Source organism: Pseudoalteromonas sp. J010, assembly GCF_003934235.1.
GTDB classification, from domain to species: Bacteria; Pseudomonadota; Gammaproteobacteria; order Enterobacterales; family Alteromonadaceae; genus Pseudoalteromonas; species Pseudoalteromonas peptidolytica.
In genome coordinates this window covers 51080-68923 of record NZ_RDBW01000021.1, presented here as the reverse complement: position 1 = coordinate 68923, position 17844 = coordinate 51080, and the positions used below count along the sequence as shown (strand labels likewise).

11 protein-coding genes are annotated in these 17844 nt (G+C 41.1%); 4 read left to right on the top strand and 7 right to left on the bottom strand.

Translation table 11 applies throughout. The features are described 5' to 3' along the window. Nucleotides 1–27: 27 nt before the first annotated feature. The 4 genes from EAG18_RS13050 to EAG18_RS13035 form a co-directional block, all read right to left on the bottom strand. Nucleotides 28–846, bottom strand: a complete 819-nt coding sequence (locus EAG18_RS13050) for a sulfotransferase (protein WP_125252820.1) — start codon at nt 844–846, stop codon at nt 28–30. A 379-nt stretch (nt 847–1225) separates the two neighbouring features. After that, nucleotides 1226–1870: a tail fiber protein gene (locus tag EAG18_RS13045; RefSeq protein ID WP_125252819.1), complete on the bottom strand. Its 645-nt coding sequence runs from the start codon at nt 1868–1870 to the stop codon at nt 1226–1228. Between the two features lie 382 nt (nt 1871–2252). Then, on the bottom strand, nt 2253–2852 hold the full coding sequence (locus EAG18_RS13040; protein ID WP_125252818.1) for an aspartyl/asparaginyl beta-hydroxylase domain-containing protein: 600 nt from the start codon (nt 2850–2852) through the stop codon (nt 2253–2255). Between the two features lie 673 nt (nt 2853–3525). Beyond that, the gene (locus EAG18_RS13035; RefSeq protein ID WP_125252817.1) at nt 3526–4254 is read right to left on the bottom strand and encodes a hypothetical protein; all 729 of its coding nucleotides are present in this window, start codon (nt 4252–4254) and stop codon (nt 3526–3528) included. Between the two features lie 286 nt (nt 4255–4540). On the opposite strand from EAG18_RS13035, the gene EAG18_RS13030 reads away from it, so the two are divergent. The 4 genes from EAG18_RS13030 to EAG18_RS13015 all read left to right on the top strand — a co-directional run bounded on the left by EAG18_RS13030 (nt 4541) and on the right by EAG18_RS13015 (nt 11340). Further along, nucleotides 4541–8377, top strand: a complete 3837-nt coding sequence (locus EAG18_RS13030) for a TOMM system kinase/cyclase fusion protein (protein ID WP_125252816.1) — start codon at nt 4541–4543, stop codon at nt 8375–8377. Nucleotides 8378–8387: 10 nt separating this feature from the next. Continuing rightward, the gene (locus EAG18_RS13025) at nt 8388–8636 is read left to right on the top strand and encodes a hypothetical protein (RefSeq protein ID WP_125252815.1); all 249 of its coding nucleotides are present in this window, start codon (nt 8388–8390) and stop codon (nt 8634–8636) included. A gap of 179 nt (nt 8637–8815) precedes the next feature. Beyond that, nucleotides 8816–9754 carry a hypothetical protein gene (locus tag EAG18_RS13020; protein WP_125252814.1) on the top strand — a complete coding sequence of 313 codons (939 nt, stop codon included), beginning with the start codon at nt 8816–8818 and terminating at the stop codon, nt 9752–9754. A gap of 2 nt (nt 9755–9756) precedes the next feature. Continuing rightward, complete coding sequence (locus EAG18_RS13015; protein WP_125252813.1) at nt 9757–11340, top strand: hypothetical protein; 1584 nt, start codon at nt 9757–9759, stop codon at nt 11338–11340. 119 nt (nt 11341–11459) lie between these two features. On the opposite strand, the gene EAG18_RS13010 is transcribed toward EAG18_RS13015, so the two are convergent. The 3 genes from EAG18_RS13010 to EAG18_RS13000 form a co-directional block, all read right to left on the bottom strand. Beyond that, on the bottom strand, nt 11460–13643 hold the full coding sequence (locus tag EAG18_RS13010; RefSeq protein WP_125252812.1) for an OsmC domain/YcaO domain-containing protein: 2184 nt from the start codon (nt 13641–13643) through the stop codon (nt 11460–11462). Between the two features lie 246 nt (nt 13644–13889). Beyond that, nucleotides 13890–14552, bottom strand: a complete 663-nt coding sequence (locus EAG18_RS13005; protein ID WP_125252811.1) for a hypothetical protein — start codon at nt 14550–14552, stop codon at nt 13890–13892. 164 nt (nt 14553–14716) lie between these two features. Next, on the bottom strand, nt 14717–17833 hold the full coding sequence (locus EAG18_RS13000; RefSeq protein WP_125252810.1) for an efflux RND transporter permease subunit: 3117 nt from the start codon (nt 17831–17833) through the stop codon (nt 14717–14719). Between the last annotated feature and the right edge of the window lie 11 nt (nt 17834–17844).

Below are 17844 nucleotides of genomic sequence, written 5' to 3'. Positions count from 1 at the left end.
ATATCACAAGGTAGCTTAAGTTCAGTTTTACTTTGGAGAAATAATACTGGCGCTTGTTCCCAACGGGTCTTGCCAAAATTGCATTTCGCTATATTTTGCAAACAGATCGGGCGGTAAAATGGTATTACGTGCTTTATATTCAACTTTTCTTTTCACGGTGTGCAGATCTTTCACACCCAATTGAATATCAAATTCATTTTCGCTGTATTCCACATTGTCAAAATCATGTTGAAAACCGTCGAGTTGCAAAAACTCATAGAGTAACGCCAACGTTTTATGCGGATACTGAGTAAAAATGTCGTAATCTATAATCAACAACCTATCCGAGAACTCGCCATAATATGCTTCTTTCAAAGCCGTCCAGGCAGAGCCAACAGCGCCAGCTGATTGCACTAATGACTCACAGCGAGTATAGACTGTTGTGCGAGAGGCAGGAGAAAACATCCGGCTATAGTCGAATGGGTTTTTACGATAAATTCGCTCAAAGCTGTCCATTATCCAAGCAGGGTTCCTGACTAAACAAATAACTTTAAGATTTTGATGCAACTCAACTTGCTGATGAAGTCTTGCCGTCCACAACCTATTCGTATCGAAAATCACGGACTTATTTTGTTGCGCTTCGTAGTACGATTTAAATATAGCAGTAACTAAAGATTTGCGCTTTTTCTCATCAAAAAATGAACCAAACTCACTACCTGCACCTATTTGCTCAAGACATGTGTTTATCAACACAGCTACGGGGCTAGACATGCCGGCATGAAAAGCTGGGTTTTGTCTTAAAATACCCGCTAGCAGAGTGGAACCTGAGCGCGGCAAGCCAGAGATAAAATGAAATTGCTGTGTCATAAAACAGTCCCTATACAGCCCTTGAGTTCGAATTTAGCCATTAATTGCAACCAATATAGAAACAAAATAGCGATATTTTTATAATTGAATTATTCTATATAAAATGTAGTCACCTTTTATTTTACATGCAAGCAAGCCTAAGCATTACCGATTTTAGAAAATTGATATGGATAATAAAGAAGAGTCGTTATCTAAAATAAACCGGGTGGCTTATAGAGCAGGTAAAACATACCTTGCTCATACGCAATGGCCATAAAATTCCGTAATGCTAAACACATCTACAGGTGTTACTTTAAGCGCAGTTGAGTTTGGGTCAGCTCACCTAGTAAACAGCTAAATGAGCTAACCATCACATCCGACATAGCAGCTACGTCAGCTCTTAATTCCTTTGTGGAAAAATGCCTTCCATACAAATTACATAATTCACCGCTTGGTAAGGGCTACGACTTCTCACCGCAACAGCTGCGCCAGTTACTCCAGTTTCACCGCTAACATGTCCAGATGCAGAACCAGTCTGAGTCACTTCTATTCCTCCGAGTGCTACGGTAGAAGAGGGATTACCACCTGTGTAGTAAATTTTTTCCGGTGCATCAGGGCCTGGGATATCTGGCGCTGTTGCAAGATACGCTCCCGCTTGTGGTGTGGCTGAATCACCTTCCAATTGAGTCGCATTTAAAGTCACCTGTGTGGTTGTAGCGTCTCCTGCTCCTGTAACATTAAGATTAACTCCATGATGGTGTGGTGGTAGGTTAGACTCGGTCAATACGAAGGAATCTCCACCACCAAACTGCCCCATATTAAATGGACCATAATATGGAGATGTACCATAGCCCAAAGGCGATCTACCTCTAAAATCAGGCAAACCAAATGATACTCTCCCATCACCACCAAAGTAGGTACCGAGTAACGCGAACACGGCAGTATATTGTGTTATTTGAACGGTCCCACCCATACAGAATGCAAAATCGACCGGCGCAAAGTGAAAGCCGCATGGCATAATCTGCCCAGTATATTCATCACTCATTTATTTCTCCTAATTAAAGTCAAAAGCCTGCTGGCTATAGTTGCATCCCAGCTTGAGTACCACCTACTCTCGAAAACTGGTGATCTGTTACTGAATTACCTCTTATCTCTGATCAACATAAAGATACCCTTTGCGGGATGTTTCATTTAACACGGCTCTAATGACGTCTTTTCTCAGAGCAAGCTAAAACATATTCTTGGTTGGCTCTTTCTTTATTGATAAAAATTAGATTCGATGACAGCAAGTCACCTACAAAATCAACATACAATGCGCTTGTACAAACACGTTTCAGCAATACTTGTCTACTTTTGTAATGGTGAACGTTAGCCCACCGAGACTTTTTTAACGCCACCTGCTTTTGAATGTGCTCATTACTAGCGCTTCATATTGAGTGAGTCATCGACTCTCCTTTAATATGTTCAGCGATCCACTCATTTACCACACAGTCAATGACCAAATTGACACGATCATTACCACCATTATTCTTTACGCTGTGTGTCTTGTCGGCATTGATATACCAAAGCTCACCAACAGCCATTGGTACGACCTTGCCATTAACTAAAAATAATACCTCGTCATTAGCCAATATCGGCACGTGTAGCCTTACTTCGCCCTTACACAAGCATAGTCCTCTGTCTCTGTGTGGCTTGATATATGCCCCAGGCTTTAACCGCATTAGACGCGCCGACTTTACGTCACATTGCAAACTCCATATTAAGCTTCGTATCGTTGGCAAACTGTCCATTAATGGTAGGTTTTTCCATTCGCTACCACCCCCCATGGCAAAGCATTGCAAAATCGGATGCGCATTTGTATGCTCCAACTGACATCGCAGCGGTAATACATCCCAATCTCCAACGTAATCTCTACGATTAACATGAGGATTCCAGCTTTTGGTCAACAATCGGCTAACTTCATTACACATAGAAGCACTGTTGATACCAATTGGTAGCCTACAAAAATCAGTTTCAATCGCGCTCATCTTAAAAATAGTTCCTTTAATGAAATTAGATAGTCATGCTTTTGTGACAAGCAACCAGCTGATGTCTTTATATTATGCGCCTCAATAACGAATAGTTATTAGCCTAGTATAAAGGGGCAATAGTGCTATTAAAGATTGCAAAAAGTTTTGATATTACTGGGTACACTCTCGTGCTGACTGGTTTTATAATTATCTTGTAAAGGAGGCGCATTCTGGCGCAAGCAGCATTAGCATAGAGATTTTGACTTCAAGCTTGTGTTTATACCAATTAGACTTAATACTTGCCCAATTTGTAGGAGTAAATCTGACGCTAACAGCGTTAAAACTTCTTATCTAGAACAACTAAATAGCAAAATTTTTGCCTTGCCTACACGGATGTGGGTTCCTTGGCGATAGCAGGGCGCGGTAGCGGGGTTATTGACAAAATTTTCTCGCCTCAAAATAGACCACTTAAGTAAGATAATTGGTATTACCTCTGCGCTTTAGTCAGGGGATGTGGTTTGGCTGAGTGGGACAGTTTTGTCGAAAATAACTTTGCTTGACTTGGTTACGTAGGGGAGGTTTAGTTTAATTAAAACGTTGATAGCGGATCTACAAATTTGCTTCTCCGCTATAACATTAATATTGCATCGATTATTGCTGGTATTAAAGGTCTCTTTGACAGGGTTAGCGATTAGTGGATTGCACGTAAGCTTTGGTCTTCTGAGTCCAAATACCAAAGGCGCTCACCTGATAAACCACCGCTGACCACTACTTTTTGATTACCATCTAAACTGGTAAACTTTCTACCTTTTGTAAATCTTCCTAAGCTATAGTCTCTCAGGAACATGCCATTGTTTCCAAACACTTTTATACGTGTATTGTCTGAATCCAACACATAGACCCTGTGATGGCTATCTATCGTAATACTTCTTGGGCCATTAAGTTTATCTGTTTGATCATGGCCGAATTCGCCAAGTGTGTTTAGCACGTTACCGCTATAGTCCGTAACGATAACCTCATGGCCGCCAAGTCTCAACCAGTAAACACTGCCGCTACTCGTATCAATTGCGAAATCATGTATCGGTATATCATCGCCTTCTGGAGTTGTAATTTGAGCGACTAAGTTCCCATACATATCAAATACATCAATAAAGCGGCTTAATTCGAAATATACAAACACTCTAGTGTCGTAGCGACGAATAATCTTTGCTTTCATCGTTACGTCAACACTTCCACCTGTTGGAGGACTTATCTTTCTAACCGGTTCACTAATACCAAGTGACAGCAATTGCTCTCTCGATAATCTCGTGGAGTCAGCATTTGCTGCTATCAATTCATTTCCGGTCGCCATCGCAGGAAATGGTAGCACTGAAGCGGCTAATAACATCGAACTAGTATTCAAAAACGCTCTACGATCCACGAGCCTATCCTTTTGTTGTATTTATAGAAAAAATAATATATCAGCTTGGCAAAAAAACACAATTACTCTGTAATTACACAACATTACGAGAACAAAAAACAGACAAAATTTAATAAAAAAGAGTTCATAAATAAAAGATTACAGTATTTGGACTTGAAGTAACTAGTTTATAACCCATTACATCAGCCTGTTTAATTTTTTTAAATAATAGATAATCTCATACTAGACAAGTATTTACATTCCAATTAACCTATTACGTTAACATAGAATAAGAATTAGTAATCGTATGTCTCTGACTCAGTTTTCGGACAGCCATATTGTCGATGTCTTTCAGTCTGACAAGTATCAACTACTTGAAAAGATTGGGGAAGGTGGTTTTGGCAAAGTTTTTAAAGCTCGTCAATTAAATACAGGGCAATTCGTGGCACTTAAGTTTTTGGCATTAGAGCCACAACTTGATGTAACAAAAAAACAACGATATGCCGAGCGATTTAATCGTGAAACTCTGCTTTGTAGTCAGCTTAATCATCCAAATATTGTTCGATTATTAGATAAAGGACAATTAAATGAAAATTTAATGTTTGGTGTCTTTGAGTATGTTGAAGGGCAAACATTAAGAGACTATTTAAGTCAAAATGGCGCTATTGATTCTGTCTATACCACTGATATTATGTTGCAGGTTTTGGACGCCCTTATCCATGCTCATCAACAAGGTATTATTCACAGGGATATAAAGCCCACAAATATTATGTTGAGCCAATCAGGGGCAAAAACCTATGCCAAAATACTCGATTTTGGTATTGGTACCCTAGCGCAAGAAAGTCGCCAGCATGATTTTGAGACGATTACCCTCACCCAAGAAACTCTTGGTACACCATCATATAGCGCGCCCGAGCAATTAAGGGGAGAGCCTGCATCAGCAAAGTCAGATCTGTATGTGTGGGGGTTGGTTTTTTTGGAATGTTTGACCGGTGTGCCAGCAGTAACCGGCACCAGTGTTGCGTCAATTTACCATAAACAACTCAGTGACGTACATATTCCTATCCCAAGCGCCCTGCTCGGTCATCCTCTGGCAGGTTTGTTAAGAAGAGTACTGCATAAAAGTGCACTAGAACGTGTCATAACAGCAACCGAGGCGTTTTCAGAGCTCGCTCGAATGAACGTTTCCAATCTAGTCGGTGTGCTTAGCGACGTAAAGGCACAACACGGTTACGATGAGACAACAATAATGATCCGCGATGACGATCCAGATCATCGCGCAATTCAAGAGTATACGGCACTTACTGAGCGTAAACAGCTTACGGTTTTAGCGGTGCGCTTAAGTGTTAAAGCGCTCGACAACCATGATAAAGACTACGATGTGATTGACACAGTTTATAAGTCTCAACGTAATCACTTTATCGATATTGCCACCCGCTACGGTGCCTACCATGTTGGGAACTTAGCCGATACTTGCCTTTTTTATTTTGGTTACCCCGTAAGCAGTGATAATGACGCACGCTTGTCTGCGCGCACAGCGCTAGAAATGATAAGCGAGCTTGCCAAACGAAATGCATTGATGCAAGAAGCGCACAGAGTCTCACTCAATGCCCATATTGGTATTCATAGCGGAGTATTTATTACTTATGCCAACGCTGTTCCTGAAGGCCATCATGCAAATATTGCCGCAGCACTCTCTCGCGAAGCTGGCGAGCGCCAAATTTTATGTAGTGCAGAATCGCGCTCACTCCTAGATGCTTTTTCAGAGTTTAACCTGTACGGCCAGTTACAAATTGGCCCACTGTTCGAACTAACTCCAGTATACAATTTACAGGGTGAACGTCGCGTCGAAGCGTTTGGCTTTATGCGTGGTACTAAAAATAACCATGAGCTAGTTGGTCGCCATGCTGAGCTTGAGCAAACACTGTCACTCATTAATACAGAAGTTGAGGGCGAAACACGTATTGCGCATATTCATGGCGAAGCTGGTATAGGTAAATCTCGTTTATTACAAGAGATCCGTGCTAATGCTCCACAATACCAACACTTGGTTGCTCAATGTTTGCCTGAACATCAAAACAATGCCTTATACCCAATACTTAACTTAGTTAGGTACCTATTTAATACAGATCAGCTTGATGCCCATTCAGCAAATACCGTATTTAGCTATGTGTTATCAAGCATTGACAGTGAGCTTGATTTGACTCAGGCCATTCCTGTACTGCTTGTTTGGCTCAATATTTCTCTTGGTGATGATATAGCGCCTTCAACGCTCACACCTGATGAGCAAAAACAAGTGTTATTTAAAGGGTTATGTGCATTATTGCTGTCAAACCGCCATGGGATAAGCAAGTTTAAGCTCTATATTATTGAAGATATTCATTGGGCAGATAATACAACCTTAGAGTTTTTACATCATTTTGCGGGCGCATTAACGTCTGGCAATGTACTACTGAGTACATCGCGCCAAGATGTACCTAGCCAGTTAAAAGATTTAACCTTAGTCGATGTTTGTTTGAAAAAGCTAACGGCCAAAGCGACCGAGGACTTTATCATTAATCTATTTGACGGTCGCCAAGTCTCTGAACAAGTGCTTACTGTACTCACTAGCCGTACAGATGGGATCCCACTTTTCATTGAAGAGCTGGTCAACATGCTAAAGCAAAAAGCACTGGTTGGAGATAAAGGCGGAGTCATCGACTTTTTGGCCCCTGATAAATTGGAGCAAGTTCCAACCAGCCTAAGAGAATCACTGCAACAAAAGCTCGACAACCTTCATCATGCCAAAGAGACAGCGCAATTGGCGGCAACCATCGGCCGAGAGTTTGAATACAATTTACTTATTGCTACATCATCCTTAAGTGAAAGCCAAATTCAAAACGACTTAAATGAGTTAATGGCTAACGATCTTATCGTGCATCAACGTCGTGTTGATAACGATAGCTACATTTTTAAACATGCTTTGGTAAGGGATGCTGCCTATGAAAGTATGGGTAAGCATGAGTCATATGCACATCACATGAGTATAATTGAAGTACTCAACAATACAGGAATGAGCCAAAAGCAGCCCCTACTTACAACCCATCATTTAGCAAAGGTGGGAGATCATAATGCAGCTGTTGAATTATTACTAACATCAGCAAAAAGTGCTGCTGCCATCTACTCTGTCGCAGAGGCCAGTATTTACTATGCAGAAGCATTAAACTTTTTTCAAAATGGGTTGATTGATAACCAGCCTTTACTCCATAAAATTAAAAATGCACTTGCTTCATCACGAGTTGCATATAATGGTTGGCTAGACACGTTGGCTAAAAAGCACGTGCTTCAAAATATCAGTGAACTCGCCACAATTTTAGACCCTAAAGAGCGCTTCATTACGATGAGAGGTGAATGGCTACACGCCTACGCTACTGGTGATATATTAAAAGCTCATAATATTGGATTACAGCTGCACGAAAACAAAAACGAATATCCACCTCATCAACACCCAGTGATCTTCGAGCTTTTATCGCAATCCTACTTTTCGCTAGGAGAGTTTGACAAAGTAATTGCGCTTGTCGATACGTTACCAAAAGAGGGCTTCTTCGATAATAGCTCTCAAGCCATAACTGATAATTACGGCTTTTGTTCTGAACTCACTTGTATTGCTTTTAAAGCGCTATCACAGTTGCTCACTGGTAAGGTTGACTTGGCACAAAGCGCCATGAACGATTTAGCTGAGCTTTCCAAAAATATTAATATAAATGACATTAGCTCAGCAACAAATGGGATATGGGCGTGGTTTAAACTAATACATGCTTCAATACAAAAAGATTCAGCTAATTTTAAAAAATATCAAGATGAAGCAAAAAATTACTCATCAACAGGAGTAAGCCTTGCAAAAAATTCTAATAATGTTGGCTGGTTGGGTTATAATAACATGCTCAACTACTTGGCTAATTTAGATAATATAGATAGCTTACGAGAATTCGAAGAAAAAATATCAAGCTTTGCTGGATATCGTTCACATCGTGCTTTTTATTATTACTTTTTATATAAAGTATTACTATTTAATAAAAACACAATGAAAGATGACGCTTATAACGAATACTTAAATGATAAGGCTAGTACTAAAACCTTATATCTCCAAAACTATGAAAATTAGGAAATAAAACATGAGTGATAATACAACACTACCAACTGGTTTAATCTCTTACATCTATAATGTAACTAACGATGAAGCTTTAAAGCAACGAGCGACCGATAACTTGGCCGAAGTGATGGCAGAGTTTGATTTAACAGCAGATCAAAAACGCATTATTACTGAAATTTCTTTAGAAACTGGATTAACAGATGATCTGTGGGATCAACTATCAGCAGAACTAAGACCTGAAATTCAACACACTATCAAAACAATTTGGTAATACATAGGAGCAGCGGGTGATTTTTTATCTTAATCAAGCGTGTATTTTTTGAAGTGAGTCCCTGTCAGTAATAAAAGTTGAGTTATTTATTTTTTAAATAGTCAATCTCTAATATTGTTGACATCATGCACAAAAAAAAACCAAAATTAAGTTAAATTGGCATTTCACCCGCATTCATCATGAAATATAGTAAAAGTGAGCTTTACAGCATTGCACTTGATAGTGAGGTTCAACATCTCAATAATACCGAATTAGAAGAGCTTCAGACAATTGTCAGTGAAATCCCTGAAAATATACACGCTATATGCTTTGAAAACAGAATTGATCAGTTTGATGATCCTGTTGACTTTTTAGTATGCTATTACTGCTCTCCTCATAATTTAGATAGCGTTTCATCCTATATAAATCAAAAAACCCCAAATAAATACGCCCTAAGAATAAATGACTTTATAAGTAATAGGAAGCACTCCCCTGCTTATAAACTAGTAAATTTAATATGGTTTAGCTTTGACTATGAAGAGGGTCGATATAGCACAGTCCCAACATTTTGTGTAAGTACACAACATTGTCAGTTTTCTGACTTTAGCCTATTAAGCTCATTTATAATTAACGCATCTGAGATTTTAGCTCCTGAGTTTTTAAATAAAACAAAAGAGTTACTTCCTAGTTTAGAATGCACTAGGATAAACCACTTCAGTTTTACATTTGGCAGAAAGGAATTTAGAGCTAAATTCGTTTTTAAATTAGAAACCTTAAGACTTCCCAGTCTACTCAAAGATCTAGACTGGAAAGGAAACTTATATCTGCTGGAACAGTTATTAAATACTATTGTTCAAGTATCAGATGAAATACAAGTTGGGCTTTCCTATTCAACGGAGCTGTCAGAAAAGATTGAAATTGAATTACCTTGGATAACAAGCCTTGACGAAAATTATCTACAAGATAGCTTTTTGAGCTCGCTAAGAAAAATAACAGAAAAAGAATTAAGCACTAATTTAACTCCTTGGCTCAACCTGAAGGTACAAACTGGTTACTATATAAAAATAACCCTTACATCAGCATCAGAATTTAATATCAAGTCATATTTATATTCTTCACCTTATAAAAAAAGGAAATAATCATGAAAAGTGTAATAGCGAAGCTCTCTTTACTATTCGTAAGTACTGGTACTTTTGCTACTGAATACAGCATTTTTCCAGATTGGCTAGTCAAAGATGAATGCACATTAACAGAGCCATTTCCTTTTCCAAACGACTTGACTCAGCTAAAACCCTACCCACTTGACGCATACAATAAATTAGTGAAGTCGTGTGAAGAGTTAAAACCCGTAAAACCTGATGAATCGCAGAAGCTTGACTATTTGGATCACCGATACGCGCTATTTTCATGGCTGAGCTTTACTGCGCTAAATAGGCAATTGGACGAAAACTATAAGCTCACGCAAAATAATCTAAAAGTGTGTGAAGCCGATTCAGGCGCCAATTGCCCGCTTCCACTTTGGATAAACTGGCGTGAAACCGAGACTATTTTCACAGCAGATGCAGCGCCTCCAAAAAACTGGGAAATATCCAAAAACTTCGCCATGATGCAGCCTTTATCTGCAGTGGAGCAAGTTGCGCCCAAAAATACACCGAAAAAACAGGCAATTTTAACTGACCAAAAAAACAACCCTGTATATTATCAGAAGTTTGTTAGTCCCTATATATTCAATTTTATTACCAAAAATAAACTATATAGCATATATGGCCAAATTGAATTTGCGAATAACCCAACTTATAGTTGGGCATGCAAAAGCCAGAGCGCGAGTAGCATGTGCATCAACATGAATACGATTGGCTTTTTAGCGTGTTCCAGTGGTTCCTCATTACCCACTTGTAACTTGCCACAAGACCTGACCAATTTTGACCCTAAGCCGCCAGGCCTTGCTATCGAGATAAAGGTAGCGTGGAAAATACTCAATGAGTCTGATGATCCGAGTAAGTACATTCGCGCAACACTGCCCGTAAAACGCTACCACCAAATACAAAGTGGTGAAACAGGCTCATTTAAAGTCGAAGAACAAGAAGTTGGCGTAGTTGGATTTCACATAATGCAGAAAACCGGCACATCTAGTAATTGGATTTACGCAACCTTTTCACATCAGGATAATGTTTGGGGCAACTCTCCAACCTTTTTTGATAAGCAATGTCCAACATGCGCAATCAATCACCCAGTAGGAGGCACTAAGCCTACTCAAGTGGTTCGATTGGAACAAATATCACCGGTTGTTGAAAAAGTGAATCGGCATATTTCTAAGCTATTCAAACAAGAAAACGCTGTTCTGCAATATTACAAACTAATTGGTACGCAGTATTCAACTAATAACAGCAGTAAGCCAATGACTGATATTAATGGCCAACCAAGTGACACAATTGAAACCAAGCTCACCAATTATTCAGGTGGATTGCCCCACCCTGTTTATCTAACTAATGAGGTGATTGAGACATTTTTACAACTAGGAAATCAGCCATTAGGTAAACAAGAAGCGCTTTATTATAAAAGCTCCTCTTGTATGAATTGTCATGCAGCAGGCGGGATCGCTACCGACTGTGATAAGAGTACCGGCAAACCGATATTTACACCACGTACAGCAGACTTCTCTTTCATATATCATGATGCAAAGGCACAGTTTAAAGAGCAAAACTGTATCAAAGAGGAGCCCTGAGGTTTGGGGTGAGCTGCAATGAACACTTGTGGCTTCAACCGTATAATGCTCAACAGTCCGTCAAACTATAAAGCAAGATAGCAGTCATGCTATCTTGCTTTTACTTCAAAAAGTAAAGATTAGCGCTGTGCTAACTTTCCTCTTGCTGTATGAAGCTTCTTGTAACTCTCAATAAGACGCAGATGCTTGTCTAACCCTTCTAACTTCATGTTAGTTGGCGTTAAGCCATAAAATTTCACATCGCCATTAATTGAGCCAATAACTGCATCCATCACCTCTTTACCAAACATACGAGTAAAGTTATGAATGTAATCTTCCATTTCTAACTCGTCATCCAATGCAATTTCGAGTGTGGCATGCATTGCTTGGTAGAATAAGCCACGCTCAACGGTGTTGTCGTTAAACTGCAAGAAGGTTTCCACCAGTTCAATAGCCGCTTCGATATCACCAAGCGCTAGATAAATCAAAATCTTAAGCTCTAGAATAGTAAGCTGACCCCACACCGTATTTTCGTCAAACTCAACGCCGATAAGGGTAATAATGTCGATATAATTATCAAGCTGGCTGTCTTCTAAGCGCTCAACCAAGTTCGCTAATGCTTCGTCATCTAGTGAATGAATGTTAAGAATATCTTCGCGATATTGCAGTGCTTTATTGGTATTATCCCAGATCAGATCTTCCGCTGGATATACTTCAGAGAATCCCGGGACTAAAATACGGCAAGCAACGCCTAAATCTGTGAACTCCGCAATATAAGCTTCTTTACCTAACGCCTCTAGAATGCCAAATAACTTATCGCATTCCTCTTCATTAGTGCCTGTAAAATCCCACTCAACAAAGTCGTAGTCGTGCTTCGCACTAAAGAAGCGCCATGAGATCACGCCCGTTGAATCGATAAAGTGCTCAACAAAGTTCTCCGGCTCAGATACTGCCATGCTGTTAAACGTAGGTTTTGGTACATCGTTTAAGCCTTCAAAGCTACGCCCTTGTAACAGCTCGGTTAAGCTTCGCTCAAGCGCTACTTCAAAACTTGGATGCGCCCCAAAAGAAGCAAACACGCCGCCTGTTTTTGGATTCATTAGCGTGACACACATTACAGGGAATTGACCGCCAAGAGACGCATCTTTAACCACAACAGGGAACCCTTGATCCTCAAGTCCTTTGATCCCTTCAACAATACCTGGATATTTAGCAAGTACAGACTCTGGCACATCAGGCAACACAATTTCTTGTTCGATGATTTGCTTTTTCACCGCACGTTCAAAGATCTCAGATAAACACTGCACTTTGGCTTCAAACAGATTATTACCAGCACTCATCCCATTACTTAGGAATAAGTTCTCGATTAGGTTTGATGGGAAATATACCGTTTCACCATCTGAATGGCGGGTATAAGGAATAGAACAAATGCCGCGCGCTATATTACCTGAGTTTGTATCAACAAGGTGTGAGCCACGTAATTCACCTTCTGGGTCGTAAATTTCGCGGGTGTAATCATCTAAGATTTCGTTAGGCAGCGCATCATCAGCACCTGGTGTAAACCATTTCTCGTTCGGATAATGAACAAATTCAGCATTGGCAATTTCTTCACCAAAGAATTGGTCGTTATAAAAGAAGTTGCAGTTTAAACGTTCAATAAACTCGCCAAGTGCTGAGCAAAGTGCACTCTCTTTGGTTGCCCCTTTACCATTAGTGAAACACATTGGCGAAGCAGCATCACGAATATGCAGTGACCAGACGTGTGGCACGATATTACGCCATGATGCAACCTCAATCTTCATACCCAAGTCAGACAGGATCTTGGTCATGTTTGCAATCGTTTGTTCAAGCGGCAGATCTTTACCCAAAATAAAAGTACTATCGCTTTCACTGGTATCAACCATCAGCATTGCTTGAGCGTCATCCTCTAGACTCTCAACTGCTTCTACTTGAAATTCCGGCCCAGTTTGAATCACTTTTTTCACGGTACAGCGGTCGATTGAGCGCAAAATACCTTGGCGGTCTTTTTCAGAAATACTTTCCGGTAACTCAACCTGAATTTTAAAAATTTGGTTATAGCGGTTTTCTGGATCAACAATGTTATTTTGCGCTACGCGAATACCATCGGTCGGAATATCGCGAGCATTACAATACACTTTCACAAAGTAAGCTGCACAAAGCGCTGAAGACGCTAAAAAATAGTCGAATGGGCTTGGTGCTGAACCATCGCCTTTATAACGAATGGGCTGATCTGCAATGACAGAAAAGTCGTCAAACTTGGCATCAATTCTGAGATTATCGAGGTAATTTACTTTGATTTCCATTGGAAGGTTCCGGTGTGTTGCAATCGAAAACGCTCATTGTACTTGAGGATGCAAGGCCACGCCAATGGAAGTTACATTTAGAGATCATCTCATGGCAATAAAAAACGATGGATAAAGGTAGTTAACTGAGCTTCGGATCATTGTGATTAAACACACTTTGAGGCACCCAGGTCTGATAGCGTGACTCAGCAAGCCACATGCTAATTCAGCCTGAGATTTAAAAATAATAAGCTAACTCAGATTGACTTATAAAGCCGCAAGTAAGTCTCGCTGACTTACCTTACCCAGTTTAAGCTGCTCATAAGAGTCATAGATAGCTTTTTTACTGTCTCGCAGGCGCTCAGCAACATCTTCGCCTTCAAGCAGCGCTGCTTGCGCGGCTTCCAGTCGGTCTTGCATATCTGCAATAATAGCTGTTAACTTCGCTTTATCTGACTTGAGTAGTGTACTGTCCTGATCCACTTTTTGCTCAAGCATAGAAAACAGCTCAGAGCGCACAGAAATAGTTTTATACTCTTTAAAATCTAACCCTAAATGGTTGAATAACAGAGCTTGATTCATTTCCTCTGGTGCAATCTCTACTTCTATTGGCATTTCCACAATGTTCGTCATCATTTCGCGATACATCTCAATGTTATATTCACGACTGCCGACTTTATGGCTTGAGCTGACTAAGGACTCATGGGCTATTTTTTCAGCTTGCTCAAAATGCTTGACAAGATAAATCGATTGCGGATTGTTCGACGCTTTTTCTTGAACCGCTTTTGCAGCTGCCATAAAAGAGTTTGTTTCTGAACTTTTTGCCACGGGGTTGGCAAATCCTTGACCTTCTATGGTGTTGTTACTCGCATCACCAATTTGTTTACGCGAACTATACACTGGCGAATACGCTGAATTTTGAATATACATATACACTCCTTGGTAATTGACACATTTATAAAGCAATAAGTGCGCCAAGGAAATGTGGTTAAGATTTTAGCCTCTTAACCACAGTTACCGGCTCTTGTAGCTAAAAGTTTGCCGTTCAACCCCCTCATATTAGCGCACTTAAGGCAAGCTTTTTCCGCTACCGATTAGCCAGCCACTTTCTCTCTCCAGCGGATCATCAGCATATAAACTGCTGGTAACACAATCAAAGTGAGCAAAAGTGCACTAGCCATACCACCAACCATAGGCGCAGCAATGCGACTCATTACTTCAGAGCCTGTACCTGAGCCGTAAAGGATAGGTAATAGTCCAATGATAATGGTCGCCACTGTCATCATAACCGGGCGAATGCGCTTACCCGCCCCTTCTAAAATGGCGTTATTTATAGCCTCAGGAGTCATAATCTGTTGTTTTTCTTTCAGCTCACTTATAGCTTGATTGAGATACACCAGCATTATTACCCCTATTTCAACCGCGACACCTGCCAGTGCAATAAAACCGACCCCAACCGCGACAGAAAAGTTAAACCCCTCTAGGTATAGTAACCACAGCCCACCTATCATGGCCATTGGTAACGTTGCCATGATAATCGCCACTTCACTCAACCTTCTAAAGTTTACATAGAGTAGAACAACGATGATCCCAAGTGTAAGTGGCACCACATAGGCTAATTTTGCTTTCGCACGTTCCATATATTCGTATTGCCCTGCCCAGCTGATGGAGTAGCCTGCTGGCAGCTCCAGCTGTTCATTCAGCACTTGCTTAGCCGTGTCCACGTAACTACCAATATCTACCCCATCTAAGTCAATAAATGTCCATCCGTTTATTCTCGCGTTTTCACTTTTGATACCGGGAGGGCCATTTTCAATATAAATGGTCGCAACGTCACCTAGGGCAATATTCAGTCCTTCAGCCGTCACAATCGGGAGCTGCTTTAGCGCTTCAGGAGAGTTTCGTAAGTCTTGAGGGTAGCGTAAACTCACCGGATAACGCTCTTGTCCCTCCACAGTTTGCGTTACATCCATCCCGCCAATGGCAGTTGCGACGACTTGTTGCACATCAGCAATGTTTAACCCAAATCGCGCGGCTTTATCACGCTGAATATCAATTTTAATGTAACGTCCGCCAGCTACCCGCTCTGAATAGACAGAGGCAGTGCCTTCTACTTTGTTCAGTATGCGCTCAATGTCCTGACCAATACGCTGAATGGTATCTAAATCTGGACCGGCTACTTTTATGCCCACTGGCGTTTTTATTCCCGTTGCGAGCATATCAATACGGGTTTTAATTGGCATTACCCAAGCATTGGTCAATCCAGGGAATTGTACGAGTTTATCAAGTTCAGCTTTTAGCTTTTCAGTGGTCATCCCCTCACGCCACTGGTCTTTGGGTTTTAATTGAATAAAGGTTTCAATCATAGTCAATGGTGCAGGGTCGGTGGCCGTTTCCGCACGGCCAATCTTACCAAAGACATTTTTGACCTCTGGCACAGTCGCAATCAGCTTATCCGTTTGCTGTAGAATTTCTCTCGCTTTGCCAATGGAAATACTTGGATAAGTGGTTGGCATATACATCAGATCCCCTTCATCCAGTGGCGGGATAAACTCACTCCCGATTTTATCCATCGGATAGAATCCCACTATGGTAATTGCGGTAGCAGCGATAAGTGTAAGCTTCGGAAAACGTAAAACTTGCCTCAACAATGGCGTATATGCGCCAACCAAAACGCGATTTACGGGGTTTTTGTGTTCAGGAACAACTTTGCCGCGAATAAAGTAGCCCATTAAAACTGGAATAAGGGTAATAGCGAGCCCCGCCGAAGCGGCCATCGCATACGTTTTAGTATACGCAAGTGGGGCAAACATACGTCCTTCTTGCGCCTCTAAAATAAACACAGGTAAAAAGCTCACTGTAATAATCAACAAACTAAAAAATAGTGCAGGCCCTACTTCTGAGGCTGACTTAGCGACAATTTCCCAGCGGTTTTCATCGTTGAGCGGCGTTTTCTCCATATGCTTGTGCATGTTTTCAATCATCACGATTGCACCATCTGTCATAGCCCCAATCGCTATGGCTATGCCACCAAGGGACATAATGTTGGCATTCACCCCTTGAAAGTACATCACGATAAAAGCAACCAATATCCCCAGTGGTAGAGTGACCACCGCAACAATAGAGGAGCGAATGTGGAATAAGAATACAACGCAGACTAACGCCACCACCATTAGCTCTTCGAGCAACTTGGACCACAGGTTATCAATGGCTTTGCTGATAAGCTCAGAGCGGTCATAAACGGTCACCACTTCAACACCTTCCGGTAAGCTCTTTTGCAACTCGGCCAGCTTTTGTTTAACACCCTCTATGGTATTTTGCGCGTTTTCACCAAAGCGCATCACCACCACTGCACCAACAACTTCTCCCTCGCCGTTAAGCTCCGCTATACCACGGCGCATTTGTGGCCCAATATTGACCGACGCAACATCCGCAATCGTTAGTGGAGTCCCCTTAACGGCTTGCCCTAGTGGTATTGCTTCAATATCTTTAACACTTTGAATATATCCTGTGCTGGTTACCATGTATTCAGCTTCAGCCATTTCAATAACAGATGCCCCTGACTCTTGGTTTCCACGCTGTAAAGCCTGCTGAATATGGGTTAGGGGAATGCCATAAGCACGCAGTTTATTGGGGTCAACCTGTACTTGATACTGTTTAACCATACCGCCAATTGGCGCAACTTCAGATACACCAGCAACCGATTGCAGCTCAAATTTTAAAAACCAATCTTGCAAGCTGCGTAGCTGACTAATATCGTGCTTACCGGTTTTATCTACTAACGCATACAGATACACCCAGCCCACACCCGTAGCATCAGGCCCCAGTTGCGGCTTTGCTGCTTCAGGTAATTGCGGTGCAACTTGACTTAGATACTCAAGTACGCGACTACGTGCCCAATAAAGGTCTGTTTTGTCATCAAAAATAACGTACACATAGGAGTCACCAAAAAAAGAATAGCCCCTTACCGTTTTTGCACCAGGCACGGAGAGCATTGCCGTGGTGAGTGGAAACGTTACCTGGTCTTGTACAACTTGTGGTGCTTGCCCAGGATAGGGGGTTTTTACAATGACTTGAACATCTGACAGATCTGGGATCGCGTCAACTGGCGTATTTTTTAAGGTAAATAGCCCAATACCAACAGTCATTAAGGTCAGCAATACCACAAAAAAGCGGTTATACACCGACCAACGTATGATAGCTTGGATCATAATACGCGCTC

Coding starts and splice junctions, on each gene's coding strand:
- EAG18_RS13050 (WP_125252820.1), bottom strand. CDS start 846: ATGACACAGCAATTTCATTTTATCTCTGGCTTGCCGCGCTCAGGTTCC.
- EAG18_RS13045 (WP_125252819.1), bottom strand. CDS start 1,870: ATGAGTGATGAATATACTGGGCAGATTATGCCATGCGGCTTTCACTTT.
- EAG18_RS13040 (WP_125252818.1), bottom strand. CDS start 2,852: ATGAGCGCGATTGAAACTGATTTTTGTAGGCTACCAATTGGTATCAAC.
- EAG18_RS13030 (WP_125252816.1), top strand. CDS start 4,541: ATGTCTCTGACTCAGTTTTCGGACAGCCATATTGTCGATGTCTTTCAG.
- EAG18_RS13025 (WP_125252815.1), top strand. CDS start 8,388: ATGAGTGATAATACAACACTACCAACTGGTTTAATCTCTTACATCTAT.
- EAG18_RS13020 (WP_125252814.1), top strand. CDS start 8,816: ATGAAATATAGTAAAAGTGAGCTTTACAGCATTGCACTTGATAGTGAG.
- EAG18_RS13015 (WP_125252813.1), top strand. CDS start 9,757: ATGAAAAGTGTAATAGCGAAGCTCTCTTTACTATTCGTAAGTACTGGT.
- EAG18_RS13010 (WP_125252812.1), bottom strand. CDS start 13,643: ATGGAAATCAAAGTAAATTACCTCGATAATCTCAGAATTGATGCCAAG.
- EAG18_RS13005 (WP_125252811.1), bottom strand. CDS start 14,552: ATGTATATTCAAAATTCAGCGTATTCGCCAGTGTATAGTTCGCGTAAA.
- EAG18_RS13000 (WP_125252810.1), bottom strand. CDS start 17,833: ATGATCCAAGCTATCATACGTTGGTCGGTGTATAACCGCTTTTTTGTG.